At 70.6% G+C, this 12,030-nt stretch carries 13 protein-coding genes; 3 read left to right on the top strand and 10 right to left on the bottom strand.

Translation table 11 applies throughout. The features are described from left to right. The first annotated feature begins 165 nt into the window (after positions 1-165). Positions 166-834 (top strand): hypothetical protein, encoded by a 669-nt coding sequence (locus BC793_RS42240; protein ID WP_146246713.1) that lies wholly within the window; start codon positions 166-168, stop codon positions 832-834. 9 nt (positions 835-843) lie between these two features. On the opposite strand, the gene BC793_RS42235 is transcribed toward BC793_RS42240, so the two are convergent. The 5 genes from BC793_RS42235 to BC793_RS42215 are packed head-to-tail and all read right to left on the bottom strand — an operon-like array spanning position 844 to position 4,993. Next, a complete protein-coding gene (locus BC793_RS42235; protein WP_109602256.1) occupies positions 844-1,575 on the bottom strand; it encodes an SDR family NAD(P)-dependent oxidoreductase in 732 nt (243 codons plus the stop codon). Next, on the bottom strand, positions 1,566-2,861 hold the full coding sequence (locus tag BC793_RS42230) for an enolase C-terminal domain-like protein (protein WP_109602255.1): 1,296 nt from the start codon (positions 2,859-2,861) through the stop codon (positions 1,566-1,568). The genes BC793_RS42235 and BC793_RS42230 overlap by 10 nt, the downstream gene beginning before the upstream one ends. Beyond that, positions 2,858-3,682: a fumarylacetoacetate hydrolase family protein gene (locus BC793_RS42225; RefSeq protein ID WP_109602254.1), complete on the bottom strand. Its 825-nt coding sequence runs from the start codon at positions 3,680-3,682 to the stop codon at positions 2,858-2,860. The genes BC793_RS42230 and BC793_RS42225 overlap by 4 nt, the downstream gene beginning before the upstream one ends. Continuing rightward, on the bottom strand, positions 3,683-4,003 hold the full coding sequence (locus tag BC793_RS52735) for an amidohydrolase family protein (protein ID WP_346265302.1): 321 nt from the start codon (positions 4,001-4,003) through the stop codon (positions 3,683-3,685). Positions 4,004-4,024: 21 nt separating this feature from the next. Then, the gene (locus BC793_RS42215) at positions 4,025-4,993 is read right to left on the bottom strand and encodes an aldo/keto reductase (protein WP_239170623.1); all 969 of its coding nucleotides are present in this window, start codon (positions 4,991-4,993) and stop codon (positions 4,025-4,027) included. Positions 4,994-5,080: 87 nt separating this feature from the next. Between BC793_RS42215 and BC793_RS42210 the strand changes: the two genes are divergently transcribed. Together BC793_RS42210 and BC793_RS42205 are read left to right on the top strand one after the other, a co-directional pair. Then, entirely contained in the window at positions 5,081-5,734 is a 654-nt protein-coding gene (locus tag BC793_RS42210; RefSeq protein ID WP_239170624.1) for a GntR family transcriptional regulator, read from the top strand. A 96-nt stretch (positions 5,735-5,830) separates the two neighbouring features. Beyond that, positions 5,831-7,399, top strand: coding sequence for a GGDEF domain-containing protein (locus tag BC793_RS42205; RefSeq protein WP_109602252.1), 1,569 nt, complete (start codon positions 5,831-5,833; stop codon positions 7,397-7,399). On the opposite strand, the gene BC793_RS42200 is transcribed toward BC793_RS42205, so the two are convergent. From BC793_RS42200 to BC793_RS42180, 5 genes are all read right to left on the bottom strand, one after another. Beyond that, positions 7,286-8,242, bottom strand: a complete 957-nt coding sequence (locus BC793_RS42200; protein ID WP_109602251.1) for a TIGR03885 family FMN-dependent LLM class oxidoreductase — start codon at positions 8,240-8,242, stop codon at positions 7,286-7,288. The genes BC793_RS42205 and BC793_RS42200 overlap by 114 nt on opposite strands. A gap of 17 nt (positions 8,243-8,259) precedes the next feature. Further along, the gene (locus BC793_RS42195) at positions 8,260-9,426 is read right to left on the bottom strand and encodes a monooxygenase (protein ID WP_109602250.1); all 1,167 of its coding nucleotides are present in this window, start codon (positions 9,424-9,426) and stop codon (positions 8,260-8,262) included. Positions 9,427-9,540: 114 nt separating this feature from the next. Further along, positions 9,541-10,002 carry an HAAS signaling domain-containing protein gene (locus BC793_RS42190; RefSeq protein ID WP_109602249.1) on the bottom strand — a complete coding sequence of 154 codons (462 nt, stop codon included), beginning with the start codon at positions 10,000-10,002 and terminating at the stop codon, positions 9,541-9,543. Position 10,003: 1 nt separating this feature from the next. Next, positions 10,004-10,342, bottom strand: coding sequence for a PadR family transcriptional regulator (locus tag BC793_RS42185; protein ID WP_239170625.1), 339 nt, complete (start codon positions 10,340-10,342; stop codon positions 10,004-10,006). Positions 10,343-10,445: 103 nt separating this feature from the next. Continuing rightward, a complete protein-coding gene (locus BC793_RS42180) occupies positions 10,446-11,891 on the bottom strand; it encodes a glycoside hydrolase family 43 protein (RefSeq protein ID WP_109602247.1) in 1,446 nt (481 codons plus the stop codon). Positions 11,892-12,030 lie beyond the last annotated feature (139 nt).

The following is a 12,030-nucleotide window of genomic DNA, read 5'->3' as shown; positions in this document are numbered from 1 at the left end:
CGTTACCTTCGTGGCGGTCGAACGGCGTGTCGCGAGCCGGATGCGCACCGTACCGTGTGGAGGGTCGGACAGTGCCGTCGACGGGTATGGAGGGGCACCCGGCTCGCGGAGGAACCAGTGAACGAATGGACCAGATATGGTGCGAACAGCCCGATCCCAGCCCGGTTGCGCAGCCGTCGGCGGCCGGTGATCTGGCTGTTCATCGGCGTGCTGCTGGTGGTCGGCGCGATCCGGCTGATCGGGGAACACAAGCCCGGGGCCGCCGGTGTCCTCGGGTTCGCCGGTGGGGTGACGATCCTGGTCCAGACCGGCAAGCTGATCTCCCGTACGCGGACGCTGCGCGGACGGCCGCGCCTGGCGGCCCGTCGCGGCTGGACGTATCGCGCGGAGGATGCCGCGTTGCCCGCGTCGACCCGGCTGGAGCAGTTCCTGCGCGCCGCGCCGCCCGCCTTCGCGGTGGTCGCCGGCACCGCGAACGGGGTGGAGTTCGTCGTCTTCGACCAGACCCGGGACATCGGCGGCCATGACACGTTCTACCTGGCCCGGCTGCCCCGGCCGCTGCCGGTGGGCCGGGTGTCGATCGCGGACGGCCGGCTGATCGGTGGTGACATCGGCACGCCCGAGGTGGCGGCGCTGTTCACCAGGGACCTGTTGCAGCGCATCGAGCAGGCCCTGCCGGGCTGCGGTTACGTGGTGACCGGCGAGTGGGTGAACACGCCGGTCACCGCCCTGCTCAGCCCGCGACCGCGGGAGATCGAGCAGCGGATCGACGCGATGACCCGCGTCGCCGCGCTCCTCTCCGACGCGGCGGACGAACTGACGTCGGCGGGCTGAATCCGGGGCTCAGCGGGGTAACCGCAGGCCGGACATGCCGCCGTCGACCGCGAGGGACATCCCGGTGGTCGCGCCCGCGGCCGGGCTCACCAGGTACTGGATGGCCGCGGCCACCTCGTCCGCGCTGACCAGCCGCCCGGTCGGCTGGCGCGCGGCCAGCCGCGCCTTCTCGCCGTCGGGATCCTCGGTACGGGCCAGCAGCCGCCCCACCCACGGGGTGTCCACGGTTCCCGGCGCCACACAGCACACCCGGATCCCGTCGCCGACCAGGTCCGCCGCCATCGCGAGGGTGAGCGCGTGCACCGCGCCCTTGGACGCCGAGTAGAGCGCCCGCTGCGCCAGCCCCGCGGTCGCCGCGATCGACGACAGGTTCACGATCACCGGGTTCCGGCTGCGGCGCAGATACGGCAGCGCGGCCCGGCTGGCCCGCGCGATCCCGGTGACGTTCACGTCGAGCACCCGTGCCCATTCGGTGTCGTCGTTGTCCTCGACCGTGCCGACCGCGCTGACCCCGGCGCTGTTGATCAGAAAATCGACGCCGCCGTACGTCTGCGCGAGCTCGGCCATCGCCGCGTCGAGGGACTCCCCGTCCGCCACGTCGCATTTGATCGAGTGGCCCTGCCCGGCATTCAGGTCCAGGACGCCGACCTTGGCCCCGGCCAGGGACAGCCGTCGTGCGCAGGCCGCCCCGATCCCCGAACCACCGCCGGTGATCGCCGCGACGAAACCGTTCAGCTCCATGCCGCCCCCTCCGGGTACGCGTACCGGACCAGCGACTCGGGTCGCATCCGGGTGGAGAAACCGGGCGCGGTCGGAGCCCGGTAGGCGCCCCGCTCGACGACGACCGGGTCGGTGAAGTGTTCGTGCAGGTGGTCGACGTACTCGATGACCCGGTCGTCGAGACTGCCGGAGACTGCCACGTAGTCGAAGAACGACAGGTGCTGTACCGCCTCGCACAGGCCGACCCCGCCGGCGTGCGGGCAGACCGGCCGGCCGAAGGCGGCGGCCAGCAGCAGGATCGCGATGTTCTCGTTGACACCGGCCACCCGGCAGGCGTCGAGTTGCACGAAGTCGATCGCGTCGGCCTGGAGCAGCTGCTTGAACATGATCCGGTTGGCGACGTGCTCGCCGGTGGCCACCCGGATCGGGCCGCCGCCGGGGCCGGCCTTCGTCAGGGCACGGCGGATCGCGGCGTGGCCGAGGACGTCGTCGGGGCTGGTCGGCTCCTCGATCCACCACGGGTCCCAGGGGGCCAGGGCGGTCATCCAGTCGATCGCCTCGGTCACGCCCCAGCGCTGATTCGCGTCCACGGCGATCCGGATGTCGGGGCCCACGGCGTTGCGGGCGAGCGCGAATCGGCGTACGTCATCGGTCTGGTCTGCCCCGACCTTGAGTTTGATCTGCCGGAAGCCGTCGGAGACGGCTTGTCGCGCCAGCCGGTCGACCTTCTCGTCGGGATAGCCGAGCCAGCCCGCCGACGTCGTGTAGGCGGGATACCCGACCTCTCGGATGTGGCGCGAGCGGGCCGTGCGCCCCGGAACCGCGTCGCTCAGCAGGTCACGGGCGGCCTCCGGGGTGAGTGCGTCGGTGAGGTACCGCCAGTCGACCAGGTCGACAAGTGCCTCGGGCGACATCTCGGACAGCAGGGACCAGAGGGGCCTGTTCGCGATACGGGCGGTGAGATCCCAGGCGGCGTTGATCAAGGCTGCCACCGCGAGTTGCATGACCCCCTTCTCCGGCCCGAGCCAGCGGATCTGGGAGTCATGAGTCAGCCGGCGGGAGAATTCCCCCAGGTCGCCGATGTCGATGCCGGTGATCAGGGGCGCCAGGGCGTCGAGAGCCGCCCGGCAGACCTCGTTGCCCCGGCCGATGGTGAACGTGAAACCGTGTCCCGCCCACCCGTCCTCGGTCCGCAGGATCACATACGCCGCCGAGTAGTCCGGATCCGGATTCATCGCGTCCGAGCCGTCCAGCTCCCGGGACGTGGGGAACCGGATGTCGAAGGTCTCGACCGCGGTGATCCTCATCCCTTCACCCCGGTGCGCTGTCGCCCCAGCCCGTCGATCTCGATCTCCACCACGTCGCCCGGCTTGAGATAGGGGAAGCGGCCGGACAGCGCCACCCCCTCCGGCGTACCGGTGTTGATCAGGTCGCCCGGTTCGAGCACGGTGAACTGCGACAGGTGCCAGATCAGAAACCCCACGTCGAAGATCATGTCGGTGGTGCTGGAGTCCTGCCGGGCCTCGCCGTTGACCCACGACCGCAGCCGCAGCGGGAAGCTCACCTCGTCCGGGGTGACCAGCCACGGCCCGAGGGGGTTGAACGTCTCGCACGACTTGCCCTTGGACCACTGGCCGCCCGAGCGGTCCAGCTGGAACTCGCGCTCCGACACGTCGTTGACCAGCACGTATCCGGCGACGCAGGCCAGCGCCTCGGCGGGCGACGACAGGTAGCGGGCGGTCCGGCCGATCACCACGCCCAGCTCCACCTCCCAGTCGGTGCGCCCGGATCCCGGCGGTAGGAGGATGTCGTCCTCCGGGCCGACGACCGTGTTCGGGGCCTTGTAGAAGACGATCGGCTCGGCCGGTGGGGCGGCGCCCGACTCGGCCGCGTGCGCCGCGTAGTTCTGGCCGATGCAGAGGATCACGCCCGGCCGGGCGATCGGCGGCCCGATGCGGCCGCCGTCCACGTCCGCGGGCGGCAGCGCCCGTGGATCGCCCCGGTAGCCGCCGGCGGCCAGGAACGCCGCGTCGATGTCGGCGGTCACCGGCGTCAGGTCGTAGAGCGAGCCTTCGGAGTAGAGGACCGGCCGCTCGGCGCCGGGTGGGCCTACCCGCAGGTATCTCAACTACAGCTCCCATCGATAGACACGGGCGGCGTTGCGCCCGAAGATCCCGGCGGGCCGGCCGCCCAGGACCGCCGTCATCAGGTCCACCACCTGCTCGTACGTGGCGACCAGCTCGCAGACCGGCCAGTCCGACCCGAACATCAGCCGGTCCGGTCCGAACAGCTCCCGCGCGGTCTGCACGCACGCAGCTGGGGCGTCCGGACCACCAGCTCGTTGACCAGGCCGGCGGCCGCGACCGTGGACAGCCCCGCGCGTACCGAAGGCTGGGCAGCCGGTCCAGGCCGTCGGCGGCCGGCCACGGGTGGTCGGCCGTCCAGAAATGCTGGTGCGCGTCGACGACGATCACGGCACCGGCACCTCCGGATCCAGCAGCCAGGCCGCGGCCAGATCACGCCACAGGCCGCCCGGGATCTTCACCGACGCCATCGCGGCCGCGTCCGCCGCCTCCTCCGGGGAGCGCATCCCCACCAGCACCGACGCGACCGCCGGATGGCCGAGCGGAAACTGGAGGGCGGCGGCGCGCAGCGGGACGTCGTAGCGGTCGCAGATCTGCTCCATGGCCTGCGCGCGGGCCAGGATCTTCGGGGGCGCCGGCTGGTAGTCGTAGGTCGCGCCGGGCACCGGGGCGGCCAGGACGCCGGAGTTGTAGACGCCACCGACGATCACCGAGATCCCGCGGCGGTGGCATTCCGGCAGCAGGTCGGCCAGGCCGGACTGGTCGAGCAGGGAGTAGCGGCCGGCGAGCAGGAAGCAGTCGAAATGACCGGTCCCGGCGAAGGCGGTCAGCATCGCGGACTGATTCATGCCCGCGGAGATCGCACCGATCGTCTTCTCCCGCTTCAGGGACCGCAGGGCCGGCAGCGCCTCGGTCATCGCCTGATCGAAATGATCGTCGGGATCATGCAGGTGCAGGAGGTCGACACGGTCCAGGCCGAGCCGTTCGAGACTCTCCCGGTGCGAGGCGCGCACGCCCTCGAACGAGAAGTCCCACGAGATGTCGCCGCCGCCCTCGGCCCATATCCCCGGCGTCTCCGGATCGCCGGGGAAGATGCGGCGGCCGACCTTGGTGGCCAGTGTGAAACAGTCCCTTCCCCGGAGCGCGGAACCCGCGCGCCGCTCGGACAGCCCGGCGCCGTAGAGGGGGGCGGTGTCGAAGAACCGCACTCCACGTCGCCACGCCTCGTCGACGGCGGCCGCTGCCGTGCGGTCGCCGACGGCTGAATAGAGTCCACCGATCGGCGCCAGCCCCATGCCGAGCCGGGTCACGGTGACCTCGGTGCCACCCAGCGGCACCCTTGCGAACGGATCCACAGAAGGGTCCTTTCGTAGATCCTATAGGATCTACGAAACTGTTTAATGGTTGTCGATGCAGTAGTCAAGCCGACACGGGAAGAGAAGATGATCCGCCGCTCAGTCCTCAGCGACGACGTCCACGAGTCGCTGAAGTCGCTCATCCTGGAACACCGGCTCGCCCCGGAGGACCGGCTCAACATCGATGCCCTCGCCCGCCAGTTCGACGTCTCGCCCACGCCGGTCCGCGAGGCCCTGGCCAGACTCGAATCCGAAGGCCTGGTCCGCAAGCGCCCGCTGGCCGGTTACACGGTCAGTCCGCTGCTCACCCGCGACGAGTTCCATCAGATGTTCGACATGCGCCTGATCCTCGAGGGCTCCGCCGCCCGCTGGGCCGCCGAGCGTGCCGGCGCCGAGGACCGGGCCGCGATCACCGCCGAGGCCGCCCGCCCGGCCCCCGAGGAGCAGATCGACGCCGACGGCCGGCGCTCCCACGCCCGCTTCACCGCTCTGGACGCCCACTTCCACGACGTCGTCGCGGCCGGCGCGGACAACCCGCTGTTGCGTGACGCGATCACCCGGCTCCACGCGCACCTGCACCTCCATCGGCTGTACTTCCCCTACACCGAGACCCGGACCACCCTCGGCGAGCACCGCCGCGTGGCCGCCGCCATCGCCACCGGGGACCCCGCCGCCGCCGAGACGGCGATGCTGGCCCACCTGACGGCCGCCCGGGACCGCCACCTCCGGGCCTTCGGCTGAACCCATCGCGCGCAAGCACGCGGGGAGCCCGCGCACGGCCGGCGGTTCCGCTCACTAAACCTCAAGACGGCACCGGGGGCGTCGAAGAGCACCGGTATGCGGCGGCTGGGGAACCTCCTGATCGGCCGGGACGCGACGTCGTACCGGCCGGCTGAGACACGTGCCGGCCGTACCGTATCGGTGGGCTTCGCTGTCCTGGCCGTGGGTTTCGCGCTCGGTTACGTGACTGGCGGGGTGTCGGTGCGCACCAGTCTGATGCTGCTTTCCGGCATGATCGCCGCCGTGTCGATCGCGGCCGGCCTGCGCCGGCACCGGGTGACCGACCAGCGTCCGTGGGTTCTGGTGATCCTCGCCCTGCTGCTGCTCACGGTGTCCAACGCGGCATGGTTGTACGCCGCGCTGGCGGGTCTGGTGAGGCCGCCGGACCTGCTGGTCGTCCCGCCGCAGCTGGGCGGCTACGTGTTCATGCTGGCGGCCAGCCTGCTGATCGTGCTCCGGCACGCACCCCGCGACGCGAGCGGCACGATCGACGCCGCCGTATGGGGCATCGCCCTGGCCGCGCCGGTGTGGGAGTTCGCCTTCCGGCCGCACATGCTGCGCGCCGGGATGGGCACGGCCGGGCTGTTCCTGGTGCTCACCCAACTGCTGGTGCTGCTCGGTATCTGCGGCGCCCTGCTGCGGGTGGCCCGGACCAGCGAGGCCGGGCGGGCCTGCCTGAACTACCTGTTCGCGTCGCTGGGCTGCACCATCCTCGGCATCGGGCTGATCAACATGGGGCCGGTCACCGGCGACAACGCGTCGCTGCCAGCCCTGTCCTTCGCCATCGGCTATCTCGCCCTCGGTGCGGCCGGCCTGCACCCGAGCGTGAAGCAGCTCAGCGAGCCGGCCGCGAACCTGGCCCCGCCCACCCCGAAACTGCAACTCGGCGTGCTCGGTACGGCGCTGCTGCTGATCCCGCTGTGCGGCGCTCTCGGCCAGTTGCTCGGGCAGCCCGCCGACGGACTGCTGCTGACGATCGCGCCGCTGCTCAGCATCCCGCTCGTCCTGGTGCGGATCAGCCGGCTCAAGCACGCCCTGATCTACCAGGCGACCCACGACGAGCTGACCGGCCTGGTGAACCGGCGGCAGCTGTTCACCGAGATGCAGAAGGCGATCGCCGCGCACGCCGGCGGCGCACCCGGTGACCTGGCGTTGATCTACTGCGACCTGAACGGGTTCAAGCCGGTCAACGACGAGTACGGCCACGAGGCCGGTGACGCGGTCCTGCGCGCCACCGCCCGGCGGATCACCGAAGCGGTCCGGACCGGGGACGTGGTGGCCCGGATCGGCGGCGACGAGTTCCTGATCTTCTGTGTCGACGCGGACGACGCGACGGCGCGGGCGCTCGGTGACCGGATCGCCCGGTCGATCGCGATGCCGGTGCCGTGGGGCGGCAGCGAACTGGTCGTCACCGCCGCCGTCGGCGCCGTCACCCGGACCGAACGCCGCATCGTCGCGCCGGACGAACTGCTCGCCGCCGCGGACGAGCGGATGTACGCCGACAAGCGTGCCTCAGCGCAGGGCCGGCAGAACCTTCGCCCCGAACGCCTCGATGAACGGCATCAGGTCCTGCCCCACGTGGTGCAGGTAGATCCGGTCGAAGCCGAGAGCCGCATAGCCTCGTAGCCACTCGACGTGCCGTTCCAGGTCGGCGGAGATGTTGACGACCTCCGCCACCTGCTCGACGGTGACGTTCTCGGACACCACGTCGAATTCCTCGGCGGTCGCCAGATCCCAGCAGACCGGCGGTGGGAAGGTGTTGCTGCGCCACTGGTCGTGCGCGATCGTCTCGGCCTCCTGCTGCGAGCCGGCCCAGCTCAGGTGCACCTGGAGGCAGATCGGGCCGCGGCCGCCGGCATCCCGGTAGGCGGCGATCATCGCGCGCAGCTGCTCCTCGGGGGCGTTGACCGTGACCAGTCCGTCGGCCCATTCCGCGCACCAGGCGGCGGTGGTCGTGCTGGTCGCGGCGCCGATCAGCGGTGGGGTGACCTCCGGCCGGGTCCAGAGGCGCGCCCGGTCGACGGTGACCAGCCCGTCGCGGGACACCTCCTGCCCGGCGAGCATGTCGCGGATGACGTCGACGGACTCGCGCAGGCGGGCGTTGCGGACCTCCTTGCGCGGCCACTTCGCCCCGGTGATGTGCTCGTTGCTGAACTCGCCGGAGCCCAGCGCGGCCCAGAACCGGCCCGGGTACATGCTGGCGAGGGTGCCGATCGCCTGCGCGATGATCGCCGGGTGATAGCGCTGGCCGGGCGCGTTGACCACCCCGAACGACAGGTTCGTGGCCTGGAGCGCGGCACCCAGCCAGGACCAGGCGAAAGCCGACTGGCCCTGGCGGGCGCTCCACGGCGAGAAGTGATCGGAACACATGGCGGCGTCGAACCCGGCGCGCTCGGCCGCGATCATCGCGTCCAGAAGCGCGCCGGGTGGGATCTGCTCGTGCGAGGCGTGGATGCCGTACTGGGTCATGGACCTCTACATACCCATTACTCCGGTGCCATGACCAGGATTCCCAGGCACATCTCGTCGCTGGTGCCCTCACCCCACACCACATACCGTGCCGGCAGTTTCTGCAGCTGCGGCAGCTGCTTGCGCAGCGTCGCATCGTGGGTGCAGGTCACCCGGACGGTGTCCCCCTTGGCGATCCTGATGGGCTTCGCCAGGGGTACGAGCGCCTGGTTGTCGAAGTTGTACTCCGGGACGTCCAGCAGGGTCTGCGCCTTGGCCGTCCCCGGGTTGAGTTCGACCTTGATCGCCCGGCCCAGCAGGTGCATGTGCCCGGCCGCCATGTAGACCGTGCCACCCTGCTCGATCGGCTGGTCACAGCTCTGTGTGTTGCCGGATTTCGGGGCGGCCCCGCCGTTGCACCACTGGTTGAGCTGTTTGACCGTTTCCGCGGACTCGGCGCCGAACCGGGTGCCGACATCGGCGACCGCGGCGTCCCGGTCGCAGAGCGCGCCGGTCTCGCCCGGGGCGCAGGGCAACTCGATCGGGGCCATCACCAGGCCGGTCTCCAGCGGCTTGAGCCCGGCCGCCGAGGAGATCCGCATCTGCATGCCGGACGCGTCCGCCCCGGGGCTGCCGTCGGGGGCCCCGAGCAGGTTGTAGTGCACCTGCATGACGAGCTTGCTGCCGGGCGGCATGGTGAACCCGAACCCGGACGGCATCAGCGTCTCGCCGGCGCCCGGCGCCCAGTGCGCCACCCAGGCGGTCTGCCCGTCGACACCGCTGTCGCCGAAGCAGGTCCACCCCTCACCGGCGGTCCCGGCGTCCACCTTCTCGGCGGATTTCGCCTGCTCGGGGCTGAGCCGGTAGAAGATCGCGTGGTGCACGATCGCCGCGTTCTGCGGCAGGAACTGGCTGCCGGTCAGGTAGGCCGACTCGGTCAGCCCCGGGTCGACGAGGAAGCACCGATACTCGTCGGTGCCCCCGTTCGGTGCGGCCGGGGTGTACGGCGTCTTCAGCCCCACCTCGACGAACCGCTCGCCCTGGCGTAACGGGCTGGCCGGTGGCGCCGAGCCGGAGCTGCTGTGACCGGTGTGCGGGCTGGCCGGCGGCGCGACCGCGGCCGGCTCCGGATCGTTGGTGCCGCACGCGGCGAGGAACAGCGTGGCGGCGAGAGCGACGGCGGTGGCGGGGCGGGCGAACCTCACTGCGGGCCTCCCAGGGCCGGACGACGAATCCGCCTCATCCTTTCAACCTTCACCCGCGCCCGCATATCCGTGGTAACCCGGACGAGACCCTACTAATTGATCATCAGGGTGGAATCAGGGTCCTACACTCGGCGGTGCCTCGGCTGTCTCCACCGGCGCGATCGGCCGCTCCGCCGGTCCCTGGTCGTCGCGCACCGCGGCGAACGCGGCGAAGCAGAAGAAGATCACGACGGCGGCGGCCGCCACGGCGATCCCCGCCCACAACGCGGTCCGGGAGACCGGCCGGTGGGGTGGCGCCGCGGGCATCGGCGGCGCCGTCGGGTACAGCGCGGGGGCGGTGACCCGGGGCAGGTCGGTCTGGGTGTCGGCGGCGGCCACGATGCTCTCCGGGTCGCCGAGGCGCTCCAGGATCGTGCGGACGTCGGCCTCCGACTCCGCGCCGGACTCGGCCCGTGCGATCTCGATGTGCTCGCGCAGATCGCCGATCAGCTCCTCGCGGCGCCCGGCGGGCAGTCGGCTCGCGGCCCGCTCCACCCGTGCCAGGTAGGCGGCGACCAGTTCGTCGGTCTGGGTCATCTCAACTCTCCGTTCCCAGGATGCGGTCCACACCGCTGCGGAAGGTGACCCACTCGGTGCGGAAGTGGGTGAGAGCCGCTTCGCCGTCCGCCGTGAGGGTGTAATAGCGCCGTGGCGGGCCCGCCGGAGCCTCGCGCCAGGTGGTCGCGATCCGGCCGTTGCGCCGTAGGCGCGACAACAACGGATACATCGTCCCCTCACTGGTGGTCATGCCGAGTCCGTTGCTGAGCTGGTGCACCAGCTCCACGCCGTAGAGCTCGCGCTTGTCGAGAAGCGCGAGCACGCAGTACTCGATGGTGCCCCGGCGCAGGGCCGTGGTCAGTGCCGCTTCGTCTGTCACGCCCACAAGGTACCTTGCGCCGCAAGGTACGGCAACGAAAAAGGGGCTGGTTCCCACCGCTGTCTCAGCGCCGCTGAGATAGCGGTGGGAACCAGCCGGATCGTCAGCTGGTGATACGGAACGTGGCGTCGGCCCTCTCGGTGGCGGTGCTGATCGGGTCGACGCGCAGCAGGTAGTCGTAGTGCCGCAGGTAGCGGGTCGGGTAGTTGTACGACTGGAACGACGACCAGGAACCGTCGGCCAGCCCGGCCACCTGCTTGAACGTGGCGTCCGCGGCGAACGTGGCGGTGCCGTCGTTCGCGGCGAGCTGCCCGTCGTAGCCGTAGTGCCGCAGGTAGTGGCCGGGGTAGTTGACCGACTCGAACGACACATGACCCGAGCTGTTCGCCAGGCCGGGGACGATGCGGAACTGGGAGTCGCGCAGCGGGCTGACGTTCGCGTCGATCCGCACGTCGAAGTTCGAGTGCCGCATGTACCGGGTCTGGTTGTTGTACGACTGGACCCGCTTGAGCGTCGTGGTGCCCGCGCCCCACTTGGCCAGCACCCGGTTCTCCTCGGCCGCGGTCAGGTTCAGGATCGAGCCGTGCCGCTTCTTGGTGGTGCCGAGGTTGTAGTCGCTACGGGTCGCGAAGTTGGCGGTGCTGCCCAGGTTGGTGGACCGCACCGGCATGTATCCGCGGCCGGTGGCGTACTGGTCGACCCAGAGGTGCCACTCGTTGGCGCCGTTGGTCTGCGCCCACATCGGACCCTCCACGACGTTCCCGCCGGTCGCGCCGTTGGAGATGCCGAGGCGCTGGAGGTCGCCGATCCTGGTCCACGCGCCGAGGATCGAGTTGCCGCCCTCGATCGTGATCTGCCCGTCGGCGGACGCCCGGTAGTAGCGGTAGCCGCCCAGGCTGTTGGCCACCTCGACGATCTGGGTGTCGATGATGCCCTGGCCGGATCCCCGGTCGATGTAGAGCTGCGGGGCGGTCACGGTACGGAAGTCGCTGGTCCGGACGTACCAGATGCGGTGCTTGGTGACGCCGTTGAGCGCGGAGTTGGTGGCCCAGTAGATGACGTAGTCGTTGGTGGCCGGGTTCCAGATGGCCTCCGGCGCCCACGCGTCACCGGCGCCGGAGATGCCGCCGGCCACGTTGATCAGCCGGGGTGCCGACCAGTTGACCAGGTCGGTGGACTCCCAGACGACCAGGCTCTTGCTGCCCCTGGTGGAGGCGTCGCTCCACGAGGTGCCGGCGGCGATCCGCAGGTCGGTCGCGATGATCCAGTACCTGTCGCCGTTGGGGGAGCGGACGATGGCGGGGTCGCGGACGCCCTTGGTGCCGACCGTGGACAGCAGCACCGGGCCGCCGGCGTTCAGGTCGGTCCAGTTGCGACCGTCCTTGCTGTGGGCGAGGTAGATCTGCTCACCCTGGCTGGACTCCCCGATGAAGTGGGCCATCAGGTAGCCGGTGAACGGATCGAGGGCGCTGGCGGGGGCGGCCAGGCCTGTAAGGAACAGGACGAAGGTGGCGAGGAACGCGCTGGTGCGACTGAGGACTCGGGGCATCGAAACTCCGATTGTTAGCGCTAACGCACGGGGGATTGTTTCGAAGTGTTGACGCACGTAACTTTCTTGTCAAGAACTCGGCTGGCTCTCACCGCTGTCTCACGGGCGTCGAGACAGCGGTGAGAGCCAGCCGGAGACC

It is taken from the genome of Actinoplanes xinjiangensis (assembly GCF_003148685.1).
In the GTDB taxonomy this organism is placed as follows: domain Bacteria; phylum Actinomycetota; class Actinomycetes; order Mycobacteriales; family Micromonosporaceae; genus Actinoplanes; species Actinoplanes xinjiangensis.
The sequence above is the reverse complement of the archived record's forward strand: the minus strand, read 5'-3'. Positions and strand labels throughout refer to the sequence as shown.